Below are 16,715 nucleotides of genomic sequence, written 5' to 3'. Positions count from 1 at the left end.
CGCGCCCAGGGAGGAGACACCATGACCCGCACCAGCCGACGTACGTTATTGAAAGCCGGCGCCGCCTTTGCCGGCGCCTCCGCCATCGGATTTCCCGCGATCGTCCGCGCGCAGCCTGCGCGGATCAAGATCGGCCACCTCGTGCCGCTGACCGGCTTCCTTGGCGCGATCGGCGGCTACGCCCAGCTCGGCATCAGGATGGCCGCTGAGGAGATCAACGCGGCCGGGGGGATTACGGGCAGACAGATCGACCTGATCTCGGAAGACTCGGTCAATCCCGCCACCGCCTCCACCAAGGCGCAGCGCATGATCGAGCAGGACGGCGCGGTGGTGCTGCTCGGCGAAATCTCGTCCGCGTCTTCGCTGACGATCATGCAGGTCGCCGAGCGCAACAAAAAGGTGTTCTTCTCGACCGGCGCCCGCTCCGACGCGCTGCGCGGCAAGAACTGCAACCGCTATTCCTTCCACTGCGACATCCCGAACACGGTGATGGTCAACGCGGTCGGCACCGCGCTCAATCAAAAGGGCATGGTCAAGGGCAAGAAATTCCACACGCTGACCGCCGATTACATCTTCGGCCATGACCTGTTGAAGGCGGCCAAATCCTTCTTCGATGCCAATGGCGCTACGCTGGCCGGCGACGAACTGATCGCGACCGACGTTACGGATTTCAGTCCCTATCTTCTGAAAGTGCGGCAATCCAAGCCTGATGTCGTCTGCTGCAATCTCGCCGGCAACCAGGTTACCAACCTCGTCAAGCAATATGCCGAGTTCGGCTTCCCCTATCCGCTGGTCGGTTTCAACCTCAACACCGGCGATGCCTGGGCGATGGGCGAAGGCAATCTCAGCGGCACCTGGCCGACGGTCTGGTATCACACGCTCGACAATCCGGCCTCGAAGGCCTTCGTCGAATCCTTCACCAGGAAATACGGCAAGCCGCCGGAAAACCACGCCTGGATCGAATACATCACGCTGAAGGCACTGGCCAAGGCCATTGAAGATACCAAGTCGACCGAGAGCGAGGCGCTGATCGCCTATTTCGAGAAGCAGACCGAGCTCGACATCATGAAGGCGCGCAAGGGCTATTTCCGTTCCTGGGACCACCAACTCGTGCAGGAGGCCTATCCCTTCACGGTCAAGGCCAAGGGCGAGATGAAGGACAAGTGGGACATGCTGGTGCTGGGCGATGCGGTGCCGGTGGCGGGCCAGCCGCTGGAAACGATCTACCCGACCAGGACGCAAAATCCCTGCGAGATGAAGGCATAGCATCAACACTCGCGCGCATGTGCGGCGCCGGCATCAATCGCCGGCGCCATTTTTGTAGAGATCGCGGCATCCCATGCAGTTCGCCTTCTTGCTGGAACAGGTGGTGAATGGCCTCGTGCTCGGAGGCTATTACCTTCTGATTGCGCTGGGGCTGTCGCTGATCTTCAGCGTCGGCGGCGTGGTCAATCTCGCCCATGGCGCCTTCTACGCGCTCGGTGCCTATCTCTCGGTCGAAGCTACAAAATATCTCGGCTTCGGCGCAGCGGTGGTGATTTCGCCGATCGCGGTCGCCTTGCTCGGAATCCTGTTCGAGCGCTTCATCCTGCGCCGCTTCTACACCGCCGACCCGATCCTGAGCCTGCTCGTGACCTTTGCGCTCGCGATGGTCGCCGAACAGGCGATCCGCATCATCTGGGGCTCGCCGCCGATCCCGGCCTCGATCGCTCCAGCTTTCCGCGGCTCGGTCATCATCGGCGATTTCCTGTTCTCGCGTTACCGCCTGCTGATCCTCGCCGTGGTCGCTGTCGTCCTGATCGGCGTCTGGCTGCTGCTGCACAAGACCTCGTTCGGCCGGGTGGTGCGCGCCGGCATCCAGCGGCCCGACATGGTGGCCGCGCTCGGCATCCGATTGCAGCCCTACATGACCGCGATCGTGATGCTCGGCGTCGGCATGGCCGCGCTCGCCGGCGTGTTCTTTGCGCCGATCTCGACCGTGCATCCGGCGATGGGATCGGAGATCATCACCATCGCCTTTGTCGTGGTCGTGATCGGCGGCCTCGGCAGTTTCTGGGGCGTGGTAATCGCGGCGCTGCTGGTCGGCGTTGTGCGCGGCATCACGATCCATTTCGAGCCGGCCGCGGGCGAAGCCTCGATCTACATGCTGATGTTCCTGGTGCTGCTGGTGCGCCCGCGCGGATTGCTCGGCGAACGGATCGAGAAATTCGAATGACGGTGTCATCGGGGACAAAATACCGGCCATTGTTGATCGCGACGCTCGCGGTGGTCCTGCTGCCGTTCGTGCTCTATGCGCTCGGGCTCTCCTACAACACCGGCACCATGATTGTGGCGCTGGCGGTGGCCGCGATGGGCCTCAATCTCTGCGTCGGCTATACCGGCCTCGTTTCGTTCGGCCACGGCACCTGGTTCGGCATCGGCGCCTATGCGGCGGGGCTGATCCAGCTCAACTGGTTCCGCGGCGAAATCTGGCTGCCGCTGCTGCTATCCATGGTGATCGTCGCCGCGGCGTCCGCCTTTGTCGGCGTCGTCATCCTGCGACGGCGCGGCGTATATTTTTCGCTGCTGACGCTGGCGCTCGCCGCGCTTGCCTACACCACAGCGTTCCGCTGGACCTCGCTCACCGGCGGCGAGGACGGCCTCGGCGGGCTGAAGCGCGGCAGCATCGGGCCGTTCAATCTGGATAACGCACTCAACTATTACATCGTGGTCGCGGTGATCTCGCTCGCGGTGCTTTACCTGCTGCTGCGGCTGGCGCGCTCGCCATTCGGCCACGTGCTGGTCGCGATCCGCGACAACCAGTTGCGCGCGACCTTTCAGGGCTATCCGGTCGAGCGCTACAAGCTCGCGGTGTTCGTCATCTCGGCTGTGGTAACGGGACTCGCGGGCGGACTGATCGGCTTCCAGAATTATCTGGTGTCGGCGGAATCCGTCTCGGTGCCCTTCTCCGGCGAACTGCTGGCAATTGTCGTGATCGGCGGCATGCGCAGCATGCTGGGGCCGGCGCTGGGCACGCTGTTCTTCATCCTGTTCCGCGAGCTGTTTTCGATCTGGACGCCGAACTGGCTGCTGTGGTTCGGGCTGATCTTCGTCGCCTTCATCCTGTATTCGCCGGGCGGTCTCGTCGGCATCTGGGCCACCGTCCGCCGCCGCTTCTGGCCACCGCCGGAAGAAGCCGCCGCGATGAGCAGGCGGAAAATCTACGAAGGCCTGCCACTGCCGGCTTTTTTGCGGCCCGAGGGGTTGAAGGGAACGGTGCTGGAGGTCGAAAGCATCTCGAAAAAATTTGGTGGCATCCGCGCTGTCAGCAATGCCAGCCTGACGGTCGGCGCCGGCGAAATCCACGCGTTGATCGGACCGAACGGTGCAGGCAAGACGACGCTCTTCAACCTCGTCTCCGGCCTCTACGCGCCCGACGGCGGCACCATCCGCCTCAACGGCAAGGAGATTCAGGGCACGCCGTCCGACCTGATCTGCCATCAGGGGCTGGCGCGCTCGTTCCAGATCACCAATTTGTTCCGCGAGCTCACCATCTACGAAAATCTGCGGCTGTCGCTACAGGCGCGCCATCCGATGCGCTTCAACATCTGGCGTGATATCGACTCTTATTCCGAGGTGCACGCTGAGGCCGCAGAACTGATCAAATTCCTCGGACTGGAAGGCATCGAGACAATCGAGGGCGGCGAGCTGTCCTATGGCGGGCAGCGGCTGGTTGATCTCGGCATCGCGCTCGGCTCCAAGCCGCAGGTGCTGCTGCTCGACGAGCCGCTGGCGGGCCTTGCGGCTGCCGAGCGCGAGCGGGTGTCGAACCTGATCAAGAATATCTCGCAAAATATTCCCGTGTTGATCGTCGAGCACGACATCGACCGCGTGCTCGGCTTCTCGCAACACGTCACCGTCATGAACCAGGGCGAAGTCCTGATGACGGGTTCGCCCGCCGCCGTGCGCAGCGACCGCCGCGTCCAGGAGATCTACACCGGCACCGGCATTCCCGAAGTCGAGCACAGCCGCAGCGATGCTGCAAAGGAGGAGGCTGCGCAGATCCTTCGCTTCGAGGGCGTCAACACCTTCTATGGCAAGAGCCATATCCTGCACGACGCCACGCTCGACGTGCGCGAAGGCGAGATCGTCGCCCTGCTCGGCCGCAACGGCGCCGGCAAGTCGACGCTGCTGAAGACGCTCGCCGGGCTGGTGCCGCCAGCTTCCGGCGCCATCGAATATCAGGGGCGCGCTATCGCCGGCCTGCCGGCGCCGGATATCGCTCGCATGGGCATCGGCTACGTGCCGCAGGGGCGCGGGCTGTTTGCCGGCATGACGGTGCGGGAAAACCTCGCACTCGGGCGGCTGGCGCGCAAGACTGACGGCAGCAGCGGCGTGGTATGGAGCGAGGAACGCATCCTCGAATATTTCCCGCGCCTCAAGGCGCGGATGGATGTCGCGGCGGATTATCTCTCCGGCGGCGAGCAGCAGATGGTGGCGGTGGCGCGCGCGATGTCGGGCAATGTCAAGCTGCTGCTGCTCGACGAACCGTTCGAGGGCCTGGCGCCGGCGGTGATCCTCGAACTGTTCAAGGTGTTCGATCTCCTTCGGCAACACGCCTCCATCGTTATTGTCGAACACAATCTCGACCTCGTGCTGGCGCTCGCCGACCGGGTCTTTGCGCTGGAGCGGGGCAAGGTATTTCACCAGGGACCGGCCGCCCCGCTGCTGACCGACCTGGAATACCGCAAGAAGATACTCTGGCTTTAGAAACGGCGCGGCGCCATGCCGCTGGCGCACGCGGCGGGCAGACCTATATTGAGCCGAGCATCCCGTTCCGACTGTCCCCCTTGAGAAAATTCGTGCTCATCTTCCTGCTTTTGGTATTCGTGCCGATCGGCGTATCGGCCGCGCAATATTTTTGGGCCGGTGACGCCAGGGGTAGCTGGCAGACGGCGGACCGTTCCAGCGCCGGACTATTGCCGCCGGCCACTGAGAACCCCGACGCCCTCATCCGCATCTATGCCGCGCGCACGCTGCGCTGGAAGAGCATCTTTGCGGTCCATAGCTGGATCGTCATCAAGGAAAAGGGCGCGAACCGCTATACGCGATACGACTACACCGCCTGGGGCGAGCCGATCCGCACCAACGGCTTTGCCGCCGATGCCCGCTGGTTCGGCGCAGCGCCCGAGACCGTGGTGGCCGTCGACGGCGAAAAAGCCGCCCTGCTCATTCCAAAAATCCGCCACGTCGTCGAGAACTACAAGTTCCGCGCCTATGGCGACTACAGCCCCTGGCCGGGACCGAATTCGAACACCTTTGTGCAGGCCGCGCTCAACGCCGTTCCCGAACTGAAGGCGGTGCTGCCGCCGACCGCGATCGGCAAGGATTTTCCTTATGACGGCGATTGGTTCGGGGTAACCGCATCCGGCACCGGCGTCTTTGCTACGCTCGGCGGCTATATCGGCCTCACCATCGGTTGGGTCGAAGGCTTTGAGATCAATTTCCTCGGAGCGGTGCTCGGCCTCGACATCCGCCGGCCGGCGCTGAAATTTCCGGGCATCGGCCGGCTCGGCATGACGGCTGGTCCCGCTTAGCCGGCAAGCTTGCGCTCGCGCAGCTTGACCATGACCTGTAGCGCCAGATTGGTCGGCGTTGATATGCCGAGGCTTAAACCCTTTCGCACCACATAGCCGTTGAGATAGTCGATCTCGGTGGTCTTGCCGCGCGCGAGATCCTGAGCCGTCGAGGAAGACTGGCTCGGCATGTTGCGCGCGACGGTCAGCACCCTCTGGACAATGTCATCCGGCACGGCGACGCCGCAGGCGCGCGCAACAGCGGCGCATTCCGTCACGGCGTTGCGCATGACGTCCCTTGCGCCCTCCACCTCCACCATCGCGCCGTAAGGAAGCTGCGAGACCGCCGACATCGCGTTGTAGGCGCAGTTGGTGATCAGCTTGTGCCAGAGGATTTCCGCTACGTTCGCGTCCACACGCGAGGGATGGCCGGCCTCCGATATCAGCGCAGCGAGCTTGTCGCTTTCCGGCCCGGCGCCGATCACGAGTTCGCCGGGACCGTGATGCCTGACATGTCCCGGCCCCGCCATTTCCGTGCCGACATACACCACCGTCGGCGTCACGGCGCGGCCGATGACCTCTGAAAGTCTTTCGGCGTTGTCGACGCCGTTCTGGAGGCTGAGCACGGTTGCGCCTGGCTTGAGATGCGAAGTCATCGACCGCCCGGCGCTCTCGGTATCCTGCGACTTGACGCTGAACAGGACGAGGTCTGCATCGGCGATCGCGGAAGCATCGGTGGAAGCGCGCGCGGGAAGATAATCGCGGAACGTTTTGGTTTCGAGCAGCAGACCATTTTTGTTGATGGCCTCGACATGGACGGGGCGTCCAATCAGGACGACGGAATGACCGGCGCGCGCCAACAGCGCTCCGAAGTAACAGCCGATGGCGCCGGCGCCCATGATCGCGACGTTCATGATCTCTCTCGTACTGTTCCGTTGCGGCCTCGATGACCCCTGTGGATTTCTATTACGCTTTCCGCATCGCCGTTTGGCACGACTGAGCGATGCGTCTGGACAGCGGAGGCTTTTCCGGCTGAAATGCGACGAATTGACGCGATGCGGCAGCTCATCGACAGCGGCCGCGCCGCCAAGGCTCTCGGAGGAAACCTCAATGATCCCAGTACCCAGGCGCCTGTTTGGCGCTGCAATCGCCTTCACCCTCGCGGTCGCCTCCCCGGCGCTCGCCCAGCAGCTCGAACTCAAGCTAATGGCGCCCGCGGCCCCCGGTGGCGGTTGGGATCAGACGGCACGCGCGATGCAGCAGGCGCTGGTCGCCGCCAAGATCGCCCGCAGCGTGCAGGTCACCAATGTGGCCGGCGCCGGCGGCAGCGTCGGCATTGCGCAGTTCGTCAACGGCGCCAAGGGCGACGGCAACCAGATGATGGTGAACGGCTTTGTCATGGTCGGCGCGCTCGCCATGAACAAGTCGCCGGTGACGCTCGAGCAGGTAACGCCGATCGCGCGCCTCACGGAAGAGATTCAGGTGATCGTCGTGCCCGCGAGTTCGCCGCTCAAGACGGCGCAGGATCTGGCCAATGCGCTGAAGGCCGACATCGCCAAGGTGACTTTCGCCGGCGGCTCGGCCGGGGGCGTCGACCACGTGATGGCGGCGCTGTTCGCTGGCGCGGTCGGCGCCGATGCCAAGAAGGTCAACTATGTCCCGTTCTCAGGCGGCGGCGAGTCGCTTGCCGCCATTCTCGGCGCCAAGGTCACGGCCGGCATTTCTGGCCTGAGCGAATATGAAGGCCAGATCAAGTCAGGCAAGCTGCGCGCGATCGGCGTAAGCTCGGAGAAGCGTATCCCGGGCTCTGATATTCCGACCTTCAAGGAGCAAGGCATCGACCTCGTGCTGGCCAACTGGCGCTCGGTGGTGGCGCCGCCCGGCATCACCGCCGAACAGCGCAAGACGCTGAACGACGCGGTGGAAAAGATGGTCAAATCAGACGCCTGGAAGGACATCCTCAAGCAAAAGGGCTGGGATGACGCCTATCTCTCCGGCGATGCCTTCCAGGATTTCCTGAAGAAGGAAATCGTGCGCGTCACCGACGTGCTGAAGTCGGTTGGCCTCGTCAAATCATGACCGATGGGACATCCAACAGGCCGGCGCCACGGCGCGTCGATCGCGCCGGCCTTGTCATTGCGCTGGCGCTCGCGGTGCTCGCCGCGGTGCTGGTGTGGGACGCGAGCCAGTTGCAGTCGGCGACGACCTACGGAATGGGCCCCGGCGCGATGCCTGTCGTCGTCGCGGTCGGGCTCGGCCTGCTCGCAATCGGCAACCTGATCGACGCGCTGCGCGGCAACCTGCCGCCGCGCGAGAGCGCCGATGTCAAGGCGGTGCTGCTGATCCTCATCGGGCTTGCGCTGCTGATCGCCATCATCGGCTTCGGCGGCGGCTTCATCCTTGCAACGTCGGCCTTGTTCGTCACCACGTCGGCGGCGTTCGGGCGGCGCGCGATCGTCACCGACATCGTGATCGCGCTGGTGCTGACCACGCTGATCTATCTCGCCTTCGACAAGCTGCTGACGCTGAGCCTGCCCTCCGGCCCGCTGGAAAGACTGCTGTAATGGAAACCTTTGCCGCGCTCGCCCATGGCATGGCCGTTGCCGTGCAGCCGATGAACCTGCTCTATGCGCTGATCGGCGTCTTCCTCGGCACCGCGGTAGGCGTGCTGCCCGGCATCGGCCCTGCTCTCACCGTCGCGCTGCTGCTGCCGGTGACCTACAAGCTCGATCCCGGCGGCTCGCTGATCATGTTCGCCGGCATCTATTACGGCGGCATGTATGGCGGATCGACCACCGCCATCCTGATCAACACGCCCGGCGAAAGCGCCTCGATGGCGACCGCGCTCGAAGGCAACAAGATGGCCAAGGCCGGCCGCGGCGGCCCGGCGTTGGCGACCGCCGCAATCGGCTCGTTCGTCGCGGGCACGCTCGCCACGATCGGTCTTGCCTTCCTTGCGCCGTGGCTGGTCGACGTCGCCGTGCGTTTCGGGCCTGAAGATTACTTTGCGCTGATGTGCGTCGCCTTCGTCACGGTATCCGCAACCTTCGGCGATTCACCGATCCGCGGTCTCACCAGCCTGTTCATCGGGCTGACGCTTGGCCTCGTCGGCATCGACAAGCTCACCGGCCAGCCGCGCCTTTCCTTCGGCGTGCCCGAACTGCTCGACGGCGTCGAGGTCACCACGCTCGCGGTCGGCCTGTTCGCGGTGGGCGAAGCGCTTTACGTCGTCTCGCGCCGCCATCATGCCGAGGAAAAGCTGGAACCGGTGCGCGGCTCGCTGTGGATGACGGCGCAGGACTGGAAACGCTCCTGGAAAGCATGGCTGCGCGGCACGATGTTCGGTTTCCCCATCGGCGCACTGCCCGCCGGCGGCGCCGAGATTCCGACCTTCCTGTCCTACTCGACCGAGCGGCGGCTCACCAATTACCCGCAAGAATTCGGCAAGGGCGCGATCGAAGGCGTCGCCGGGCCGGAAGCCGCCAACAACGCCTCCGCTGCCGGCACGCTGGTGCCGCTACTGACGCTCGGGCTTCCGACATCGGCGACCGCCGCGATGATGCTCGCCGGCTTTCAGCAATACGGGCTGAATCCTGGGCCGCTGCTGTTCGCCGAGCGGCCCGACCTGGTGTGGGGCCTGATTGCGAGCCTGTTCATCGCCAACGTCATGCTGCTGGTGCTCAACCTGCCGCTGGTGGGCCTGTGGGTGAAGCTGCTGGCGATCCCGCAGCCCTGGCTGTATGCGGGCATTTTGGTGTTCGCGACCATGGGCACGATCGCGGCGAAACCATCGGTGGTCGAGCTGTCGATGCTGGCGGGCTTTGGCGTGCTGGGCTTTTTGATGCGCCGGTTCGATTTCCCGATCGCGCCTGTTGTCGTCGGGCTCATTCTCGGCCCGATTGCCGAGAGCCAGCTTCGCCGCGCGCTACAGATCAGCCTCGGCGATCCCATGACGCTGCTGCAAAGCCCGATGTCGGCCACCCTGCTCGCGATCGCCTTGATTGCGCTGATCGCGCCGTTTGTGATGAAGGGACTTGGGCGGTTCAAGGCGAGCGAAGATTAGGGTCGGGTTCATCTAAAGCGATCGATGATCCCCCAAAGGCGGTCGCAGGCTCTCGCGAGATTCCTCTTCGGTACCGTCGCGACGCCCAGAAGAAGCCCCGATCGGCCGGCCGGACGCATGTACCAGGCTGACAGCGGAGGCGGCGCCAATCCAAACGCCAGGCATTCCCTCGCAATGGACGTGTCCGGCGAACCATCGGGCAAGCGCAGCAATACGCCCAGGCCCGCGGTTGTGATGGCTGCATCCTTTGCGTGCGGCAGCAACTGCTCCAGCAGCGCGTCACGCTGCGCCGAGTAGGCCCGCTTGGTGCGCCGCAGATGGCGCAGATAGTGGCCTTCGCGCATGAACTCGGCGACTGCGAGCTGCACGGATGGCCCGGGCGGCGGCGCCAGACATGCGGCGACCTCGGCGAAGCGCGACATCAGCGTAACAGGCGCGACGAGGAAGCCGAGCCGCAACGTCGGGCTGATGGTCTTGCTGAAGGAGCCGATGTGGATGACGCGCCCTTCGCGATCGAGCGAGGCAAGCGCCGGCGCCGCCCGCCCCTTCAACTGCAACTCGCTCAAATAATCGTCCTCGATCACCCAGACGCGCGCACTAGAGGCCCAGTCGAGCAGGCGCAAGCGCCGCTCCAGCGACATCGTCACACCGAGCGGCGCCTGCTGACCCGGCGTCACCACAACCATCTTCGCATCCGGAAAACGGCGAAGCCCATGATCGACGTCGATGCCGCTGGCGTCGACCGGTATCGGCGCAAGCGATAGTCTTGCGAGTTCGAGGCCCTTCCGGGTGAAGGGGAAGCCGGGCTCTTCCACCCAGGCCTTTTGTCCTTCGAGGCCGAGCACGCGCAGCGTCAGTCCGAGGCCACTGCTGTATCCGCCTGTGATGAAGACTTGCGAGGGCGAACATTCGATGCCACGCGCGATGGCGAGATAGGCGGCGATCTCGCGCCGCAATTCAAGTTCGCCGCGCGGGTCGGCATAGATCGGCGGCGCGGCGGTTTCCGCGCGAACCGCATGGGCGCGGATGCGCGCCAGCAGCGTAGCGGGAAATGTGTCCGTTGCAGGCACGCCCATCTGGAAGATGGCCGGGCCCTGCGTCAGCTCCTGGTACATCTCCATGAACGAGCCGGGATCGGGACGCCGTTCGGGCCGCCGCGCGGCGCGAGGCCGCTCCGCAACACGGGTCCCGGCCGAGCGCGATGCCACGATCAGTTGCGCCGCGGACAGCTTTTCATAGGCCGTGCGCACGGTGCCGCGCGCGACGCCAAGTTGTGCGGCGAGGTCCTGCCACGACGGCAGGCGCGCGCGCGGTGCGAGCACCCCGCTTTCGATCGCCGTGGCGAGCGCCCTTCGGATTTGCTCGGCCAGCGGCGTCTTCGCGGCCCGGTCGATCTTCAAATGAAGCGGTTTGGCCATACCGCCGTAGTACACGATTTCTGTCGGTTTTTGGTTCTTTTTTATAACCCACAAAAGGCGCATCTCTTGGCGAGAAGGAGAACAGCCATGAAGATGAAAACCTTTATCAGGGCGGCCTGGGCCGCCATTGCCCTCGCGACCATTACGCCGGCCTTCGGGCATGACACCGGCGACAAGGTCACGCAAAACTTCGAGCAGGCGATTCCGAACGTTCCTGGCAAGTCGCTGATCGCTTTTGTCGTCGACTATGCGCCGGGCGCAGCCTCCGCGCCGCACACCCACGCGAAATCGGCCTTCGTCTACGCCTATGTCATTTCCGGAGAGATCGAGTCGAAGGTGAATGACGGCACGACGCGCATCTACAAGGCCGGCGAGAGCTGGTCCGAGCCGCCCGGCGCCAGCCATCCCGTCAGCCGCAACGCGAGCAAGACCAAGCCGGCAAAGCTGCTCGCGGTTTTCGTCGCCGACACCGGCGACAAGCAACTGACCACCTACCTCAAATAACGACTGAACATTTACGGAGAACGATAATGACCAAACGTCTCGAATACGACCAGATCGCGCCGAATGGCGTAAAGGCGCTCGGCAGCGTGTACGGCTACATCATGCAGAGCGGCCTTCCCGGCGAGCTGGTGAATCTCGTCTATCTGCGCGTCTCGCAGATCAACAACTGCGCCTTTTGCCTCGACATGCACACCCGCGACCTCCTCAAGCAGGGCGTCAGGACCGAAAAGCTCGCGTTGCTACAGGCCTGGCACGAAGCCGGCGACCTCTTCAGCGAGCGCGAGCGGGCCGCGCTGGCCTGGGCCGAAACGGTGACGCGCGTCGCCGAGACCGGCGTGCCGGAGGAAGATTTCCAGGCCGCGCGCGCCGTCTTCTCGGAAAAGGAGCTGGCAGATTTGACGATCGCGATCGGGCTGATGAATACCTACAACCGGCTGGCCATCAGTTTCCGGAAAACGCCGCAGGCCGTGCTTCAGAACGCGCGCGCTGCGTAAACGGCCACGTGGCATCGTCATGAAATAGTTGCAGCGCACTATCGGTGGACCTCCGCCGGTGTACGCTGCTTGAATTGCTCAGCAAGCCCGCTTAGGCTCGGCAAAACCAGACCGCCACAGATCCTTCCCAACAAGAAGCGGGACATACCTCACCGATGCAGTCCTCCGAGCGGCGCCCTTTCCCCCTCCGCCGGGGCCTGATCATCGTCGCGACATTGGCCACCGCCTATGTCGGCAGCCATTTCTTCCGCGCCGCCAATGTCACCATCGGCCTCGACCTGATGCGCGACCTCGCGATCGGGCCGGAAGCCCTCGGCGCGCTGACGGGCGCGTTCTTCTTCGGCTTTGCCGCGATGCAGATTCCTTGCGGCCTCCTGTTCGACCATTTCGGCCCGCGCCTCACCGTGGTCGGCATGCTGATCCTCGCTACGACCGGTGCGGCGATTTTTGCGCTGGCACCGACGTGGCCCGTCCTGCTCACCGGCCGTGTGATGATGGGCGCAGGTTTCGGTGTGATGCTGATCGGCAGCATGGTGGTGATCTCGCGCTGGTTTCCGCCGGATCGTTTTTCCACGCTGACCGCGATGGTGCTGTCGATCGGCCTCGTCGGCAATCTCGTCGCCACCACCCCGCTGGCCTGGGCTTCTCAGGCGATCGGCTGGCGCGCAGCGTTCGGCGCCGTCGTCGTGTTCATTGCGTTTGCCACCATCGCCGTCTGGCTGATCGTGCGCGATGCGCCCCCCGGCCACCCTTTCCTCGCGCGCAAGCCGGAATCGCCGGGCCAACTGCTACAGGGCCTGATCGAAGTGCTCGGCAATCCCCGCCTGCGGCCCATCCTGGCGATGAATTTCTGCAACTACGCCTGCGTCTTTACAGTGCAAGGCCTTTGGGGCGGGCCTTATTTGCGCGAGGTGCACGGCTTTACTCCGATCGAGGCCGGCAACGTCCTGCTCGCCGCCGTCATCACCTATCAGTTCGGGATCGTTGCCTTCGGTCCGCTGGACCGCCGGCTCGATACCCGCAAATGGATTGCCATCGGCGGCACGCTCGCGATCGTCTGCACGATGGCGGTGCTGGCGCTCGCATCCAGCGCGCCGGTCTGGGTCCCGGTCGGCGCCATCCTTTGCATGGGCTTCTTCGCGGCGTCCAGCACGATGGTGATGACGCACGGCCGCGGCATCATTCCGGACCGGCTGATCGGGCGCGGCATGGCGACGATCAACACATGCGTGATGCTGGGCGTCGCCTGCATGCAAACCTTTTCCGGCATCGTCATCGGTTCATTCGAACCACTGGCCGACGGCGCGCGCAGCGAGAGCGCCTACCGCGCCCTGTTCGGCGTGCTGACCGTCGTGCTGATCGCGGCGGTTGCGATCTACAGCCGCTCGCAGGACATCAAGCCGTCGGAAGAGATGCGGGCGCGTCAGCAGGCGGCGTGAATTCGCTTGCGCTGGCGCAAGGATGCGTCGCATGGAACCTTGCGCGCTATCGTACGAGGGGTTCGCGCTCCTATCCCGTGGTCCAGGGTCGATCAGCCGGACGGCGCATGCCGCGGCAAACCCGAAGCAGGATCGGACAAGTCATGGCGGCTTTGGGAAAGACGGCCTGGTGCACGGCAACTACAACGCGTACCTAACGCGCTAAACCAAAGGTTCTTCGTGTCCCGGTTTCCTGCCGGCGCCGCCACGCCCGCATCCATCGTCGCCGCCCTCAAAGCCGTATCCGGCGGGCTGCCAAAGGCGCGCGCGCACTTCGTCAAAGGCCAATGCGTTCGCGGCACCTATGCCGCCTCCGACCAGGCGAAGGAAATTACAAAATCCCGCAGCTTCACAAGGCCATCCCGCGTGCTGGCACGGTTTTCGATTGACGGAAATCCCGACGCGCCTGACGCCAACAGCCTTGCACTGCTCGGCTTCAGTTTCAGGCTCGGTGGGGCCGACCATCGCTCGGACATATTGGTCGAGAGCGCGCCGGTCCATTTCGCGAAAACGCTCGACCAGATGCTGGCTTTCCTGGAAGTGCGCATTCCGCGGGTGGACGGCAAGCCGAACATCAGGAAACTGCGGGCGTTCTCCGCCGCCAATCCGGAAACGCTGCGTCAGGCCGACTACCTCGCGGCCCATCCGCCGCCCGCCAGCTTTGCCGGCACCACCTATTGGGGCGTTCATTGTTTTCCGGCGACAAACGCAAAGGGCGAGACGCGCTTCATCAAGTTCAAGGTCGTCCCCGCCGGCAGAGAGGTCAAGCCGGCCAGGAACACAGCCGGGACCAAGGCCATGTCCGCCGCCTTGCTGCATGACGACCTCGAAAGCCGGATCGCCACGGGGGATGTCCGCTTCAACGTCATGGCGCTGCTTGACCGTCCCGGTGATCCCGTCATGGATGTGACCGTCCGCTGGCCGGACGAGGACCGCCGCGAGGCGGTACGGCTCGGGACAATCGTCATCACCGGGCTTGAAGCGGACGAAACCTGCGATGCGCTTGGATTCGATCCGGCAAATCTGGCGGAAGGCATCGACCGGCCGCCGGACGAAATCTTTGCGGCGCGCGGCATTGCCTATGCCATCTCACCGGCAAAGCGCGCCGCCAGGTAGATCAACCTGCGGCTTCGTTAGCGCCCTGCACCTCACGGCGCCACGCCGCCGGGCTGACCCCGGCCACGGCCGAAAACACCCGCGTAAAGTGGCTTTGATTGGCAAAGCCGGCCGAGATCGCAATCTCCGACAGCGGCAGGTCGCGGACGCTCATCAACTGCTTGGCCGCCTTGATGCGCTGGCGAAGCAGCCACTGATGTGGCGGCAGGCCGGTAGAGATTCGGAAAGCGCGCGAGAAGTGGCTGACCGAGAGATCGAACTCGGCGGCGATCTGCTCCAGCGAAAGTTTGCCGCTGAGGTCGGACTCAAGCTTTTCGCAGGCCCGCTTCACCTGCCACGACGCAAGGCCGCCGCGGGCCGGCTCGGCGCCGGGCCGCAGTCCGCCATAGGTCTGGGTGACGTGGGCCGTGAGTGCAAGCATCATGTGGTCGACGAAAAGCTGATTGGCTTCTTCCGGCCGCCGCAGTGCCTCGACAAACGACGTACCGAGATGCCGGACGACGGTGTCGTCATGGCCGATGCCGGGCTCATAGGCGAGTTCGCCGGTCCACGGCTTGCGGGCCTGCCTTGCGATGTCATCGAGCGCCGAGCGCGGCAGATAGAAAAAGAGCGAGTGGAACGGCTTGTCGATCACGTAGCGCGGATCGCGCTTGAGGTCATACAGATAGGTCGCGCCGGCACGGACATCGGTCTTGACCACGCAGCGGCCGCGTTCCCAGCACTCGCAGTCCGGGTAGTCGCGGAATTTGAGGCTTACCATGTAGGCATCGTCGGCGGGAAATGCGCCGCAAAGGCCCGGCACCGGATCGTCGTCGCGCGTTTCGGTCACTGCGAGCTCCGCGCTGCGCAACGAGCGCGTGATGAGCGAGGGCGCGTCCTTCAGGTGCAACGGCCGCCCGAGCATTTGTCCGATAGAGGGCGCCTGCGCCATATGAATCGATCTCATCCGTGGGGACCCGTGCAGGTCATGCCCTGCGAGGTCGCGACTCCGCACCTGAATATCAGTGAGCGGCAATGCTCGCTTGTACAAAACGAGCATCTCTGTGGGTGTGCGAAAATGTCAGTGGTGTTGCCCAACCGCAAGAGTGCCACGCATCACAAGCACTTGTAGCCCCGGCCGTCTGGCTCGACAGCGGTAGGCCGCGACCGTTCGCCGCGCTCGATTACGACTTTGGTCGCAAGGCGGCGCGTCACGGCGGCTTGGAGCAGGTTCCGGCAAAGGATAGCGGCTTTGGGAAAGACTCCGGAGCCACCCGGCGCCTACAAGACATCCCGAGAAGAGGGACTTCAAGATCCCTTGCTGAAGACGGTGACGACCAGGGAGCCGAAGGGACTTAAGGAGACCAGGCCATGTTTGGGACAACTGCATCCGCCGGCACATCTGCACGACCCTACCCGCCCCGCCTTCCCATGAGCACAACTGCCGACCATAGCGAGCGTCCGCTCGTCCTGATCGTGGACGATGACGAGGAAATCCGGCTGGCGCTCGAGGAACTCCTGCTGTCGGTCGGAATCGATGCATGCTGTTTCGGGTCGACGCAAGAATTGCTACAGGCTGATCTACCGGACCGGCCGGGCTGCCTGATCCTCGATGTCCGCATGCCCGGCGCGAGCGGCCTCGATCTCCAGCAGCACCTCACCGCCAACGGCAATACGCGGCCGGTCATCTTCCTCACCGGCCATGGCGACATCGCCATGACGGTTCAGGCCATGAAGGCAGGCGCCGTCGACTTTCTGACAAAGCCGGTAAGAGACCAGACGCTGCTCGACGCGGTCACGGTGGGAATCGAAAAAGACGTCTCGCTGAGGAGCGCAGCCCGGAACATCAAACAGCACGTCGACCGCTACGCGAAACTGACGCCGCGCGAGCGCGAGGTCCTGCGCGAAGTGGCACGGGGACGGCTGAACAAGCAGATCGCGTTCGATCTCGGCATCAGTGAGGTCACCGTCAAGCTGCACCGCGGCAGTGTGACAAGGAAAATGCAGGCCACGTCCGTTGGCCAGCTCATCCGGATCTGGGAGATACTCCCTGCGGATATCCGGGAGGAGAAATCACCCTAGACCAAAGGATGGTTACGATCAGGCCG

Annotated in this window: 15 protein-coding genes; 12 read left to right on the top strand and 3 right to left on the bottom strand. The window is 64.2% G+C overall.

The window, feature by feature from the left end; translation table 11 throughout:
- Nucleotides 1–21 precede the first annotated feature (21 nt).
- From JQ628_RS06570 to JQ628_RS06555, 4 genes are all read left to right on the top strand, one after another.
- Nucleotides 22–1,266 carry an ABC transporter substrate-binding protein gene (locus JQ628_RS06570; protein ID WP_212220997.1) on the top strand — a complete coding sequence of 415 codons (1,245 nt, stop codon included), beginning with the start codon at nt 22–24 and terminating at the stop codon, nt 1,264–1,266.
- A gap of 73 nt (nt 1,267–1,339) precedes the next feature.
- Nucleotides 1,340–2,215: a branched-chain amino acid ABC transporter permease gene (locus tag JQ628_RS06565; protein WP_212220994.1), complete on the top strand. Its 876-nt coding sequence runs from the start codon at nt 1,340–1,342 to the stop codon at nt 2,213–2,215.
- Nucleotides 2,212–4,749, top strand: a complete 2,538-nt coding sequence (locus JQ628_RS06560; protein ID WP_212220991.1) for a branched-chain amino acid ABC transporter ATP-binding protein/permease — start codon at nt 2,212–2,214, stop codon at nt 4,747–4,749. Before JQ628_RS06565 ends, JQ628_RS06560 begins: the two co-directional genes overlap by 4 nt.
- 92 nt (nt 4,750–4,841) lie before the next feature.
- Nucleotides 4,842–5,576 (top strand): DUF3750 domain-containing protein, encoded by a 735-nt coding sequence (locus JQ628_RS06555; protein WP_212220987.1) that lies wholly within the window; start codon nt 4,842–4,844, stop codon nt 5,574–5,576.
- On the opposite strand, the gene JQ628_RS06550 is transcribed toward JQ628_RS06555, so the two are convergent.
- Complete coding sequence (locus tag JQ628_RS06550; protein ID WP_212220984.1) at nt 5,573–6,469, bottom strand: ketopantoate reductase family protein; 897 nt, start codon at nt 6,467–6,469, stop codon at nt 5,573–5,575. The genes JQ628_RS06555 and JQ628_RS06550 overlap by 4 nt on opposite strands.
- Before the next feature lie 196 nt (nt 6,470–6,665).
- On the opposite strand from JQ628_RS06550, the gene JQ628_RS06545 reads away from it, so the two are divergent.
- From JQ628_RS06545 to JQ628_RS06535, 3 genes are read left to right on the top strand one after another with little or no spacing between them, the layout of a single operon-like run.
- Nucleotides 6,666–7,634 carry a Bug family tripartite tricarboxylate transporter substrate binding protein gene (locus JQ628_RS06545; RefSeq protein WP_212220981.1) on the top strand — a complete coding sequence of 323 codons (969 nt, stop codon included), beginning with the start codon at nt 6,666–6,668 and terminating at the stop codon, nt 7,632–7,634.
- Nucleotides 7,631–8,119, top strand: coding sequence for a tripartite tricarboxylate transporter TctB family protein (locus tag JQ628_RS06540; RefSeq protein ID WP_212220979.1), 489 nt, complete (start codon nt 7,631–7,633; stop codon nt 8,117–8,119). The genes JQ628_RS06545 and JQ628_RS06540 overlap by 4 nt, the downstream gene beginning before the upstream one ends.
- Nucleotides 8,119–9,618, top strand: coding sequence for a tripartite tricarboxylate transporter permease (locus tag JQ628_RS06535; protein ID WP_212220976.1), 1,500 nt, complete (start codon nt 8,119–8,121; stop codon nt 9,616–9,618). Before JQ628_RS06540 ends, JQ628_RS06535 begins: the two co-directional genes overlap by 1 nt.
- An 8-nt stretch (nt 9,619–9,626) precedes the next feature.
- Here the strand turns inward: JQ628_RS06535 and JQ628_RS06530 are convergent, their stop codons facing one another.
- The gene (locus JQ628_RS06530) at nt 9,627–11,036 is read right to left on the bottom strand and encodes a PLP-dependent aminotransferase family protein (RefSeq protein WP_212220973.1); all 1,410 of its coding nucleotides are present in this window, start codon (nt 11,034–11,036) and stop codon (nt 9,627–9,629) included.
- 87 nt (nt 11,037–11,123) lie between these two features.
- On the opposite strand from JQ628_RS06530, the gene JQ628_RS06525 reads away from it, so the two are divergent.
- From JQ628_RS06525 to JQ628_RS06510, 4 genes are all read left to right on the top strand, one after another.
- Complete coding sequence (locus JQ628_RS06525; protein ID WP_212220971.1) at nt 11,124–11,540, top strand: cupin domain-containing protein; 417 nt, start codon at nt 11,124–11,126, stop codon at nt 11,538–11,540.
- Nucleotides 11,541–11,566: 26 nt separating this feature from the next.
- Nucleotides 11,567–12,034, top strand: a complete 468-nt coding sequence (locus JQ628_RS06520; protein ID WP_212220968.1) for a carboxymuconolactone decarboxylase family protein — start codon at nt 11,567–11,569, stop codon at nt 12,032–12,034.
- A 155-nt stretch (nt 12,035–12,189) separates the two neighbouring features.
- Complete coding sequence (locus tag JQ628_RS06515; protein WP_212220965.1) at nt 12,190–13,473, top strand: MFS transporter; 1,284 nt, start codon at nt 12,190–12,192, stop codon at nt 13,471–13,473.
- Nucleotides 13,474–13,692: 219 nt separating this feature from the next.
- Nucleotides 13,693–14,628: a catalase gene (locus JQ628_RS06510; RefSeq protein ID WP_212220962.1), complete on the top strand. Its 936-nt coding sequence runs from the start codon at nt 13,693–13,695 to the stop codon at nt 14,626–14,628.
- 1 nt (nt 14,629) lies between these two features.
- On the opposite strand, the gene JQ628_RS06505 is transcribed toward JQ628_RS06510, so the two are convergent.
- Nucleotides 14,630–15,559 (bottom strand): helix-turn-helix domain-containing protein, encoded by a 930-nt coding sequence (locus tag JQ628_RS06505; RefSeq protein ID WP_212221154.1) that lies wholly within the window; start codon nt 15,557–15,559, stop codon nt 14,630–14,632.
- Nucleotides 15,560–16,038: 479 nt separating this feature from the next.
- Between JQ628_RS06505 and JQ628_RS06500 the strand changes: the two genes are divergently transcribed.
- Nucleotides 16,039–16,689 carry a response regulator transcription factor gene (locus JQ628_RS06500; RefSeq protein WP_212220959.1) on the top strand — a complete coding sequence of 217 codons (651 nt, stop codon included), beginning with the start codon at nt 16,039–16,041 and terminating at the stop codon, nt 16,687–16,689.
- Nucleotides 16,690–16,715 lie beyond the last annotated feature (26 nt).

Origin of the sequence: Bradyrhizobium lablabi (assembly GCF_018129385.1) — a bacterium.
GTDB classification, from domain to species: domain Bacteria; phylum Pseudomonadota; class Alphaproteobacteria; order Rhizobiales; family Xanthobacteraceae; genus Bradyrhizobium; species Bradyrhizobium lablabi_C.
Note: the sequence above shows the minus strand (reverse complement) of the source record. Positions and strands in the feature narration are given on the sequence as shown.

What these genes read in the sequence shown, in the direction of transcription:
- JQ628_RS06570 (WP_212220997.1), top strand. Translation starts at nt 22, where the DNA reads ATGACCCGCACCAGCCGACGTACGTTATTGAAAGCCGGCGCCGCCTTT.
- JQ628_RS06565 (WP_212220994.1), top strand. Translation starts at nt 1,340, where the DNA reads ATGCAGTTCGCCTTCTTGCTGGAACAGGTGGTGAATGGCCTCGTGCTC.
- JQ628_RS06560 (WP_212220991.1), top strand. Translation starts at nt 2,212, where the DNA reads ATGACGGTGTCATCGGGGACAAAATACCGGCCATTGTTGATCGCGACG.
- JQ628_RS06550 (WP_212220984.1), bottom strand. Translation starts at nt 6,469, where the DNA reads ATGAACGTCGCGATCATGGGCGCCGGCGCCATCGGCTGTTACTTCGGA.
- JQ628_RS06545 (WP_212220981.1), top strand. Translation starts at nt 6,666, where the DNA reads ATGATCCCAGTACCCAGGCGCCTGTTTGGCGCTGCAATCGCCTTCACC.
- JQ628_RS06540 (WP_212220979.1), top strand. Translation starts at nt 7,631, where the DNA reads ATGACCGATGGGACATCCAACAGGCCGGCGCCACGGCGCGTCGATCGC.
- JQ628_RS06535 (WP_212220976.1), top strand. Translation starts at nt 8,119, where the DNA reads ATGGAAACCTTTGCCGCGCTCGCCCATGGCATGGCCGTTGCCGTGCAG.
- JQ628_RS06530 (WP_212220973.1), bottom strand. Translation starts at nt 11,036, where the DNA reads ATGGCCAAACCGCTTCATTTGAAGATCGACCGGGCCGCGAAGACGCCG.
- JQ628_RS06525 (WP_212220971.1), top strand. Translation starts at nt 11,124, where the DNA reads ATGAAGATGAAAACCTTTATCAGGGCGGCCTGGGCCGCCATTGCCCTC.
- JQ628_RS06520 (WP_212220968.1), top strand. Translation starts at nt 11,567, where the DNA reads ATGACCAAACGTCTCGAATACGACCAGATCGCGCCGAATGGCGTAAAG.
- JQ628_RS06515 (WP_212220965.1), top strand. Translation starts at nt 12,190, where the DNA reads ATGCAGTCCTCCGAGCGGCGCCCTTTCCCCCTCCGCCGGGGCCTGATC.
- JQ628_RS06505 (WP_212221154.1), bottom strand. Translation starts at nt 15,559, where the DNA reads ATGGCGCAGGCGCCCTCTATCGGACAAATGCTCGGGCGGCCGTTGCAC.
- JQ628_RS06500 (WP_212220959.1), top strand. Translation starts at nt 16,039, where the DNA reads ATGAGCACAACTGCCGACCATAGCGAGCGTCCGCTCGTCCTGATCGTG.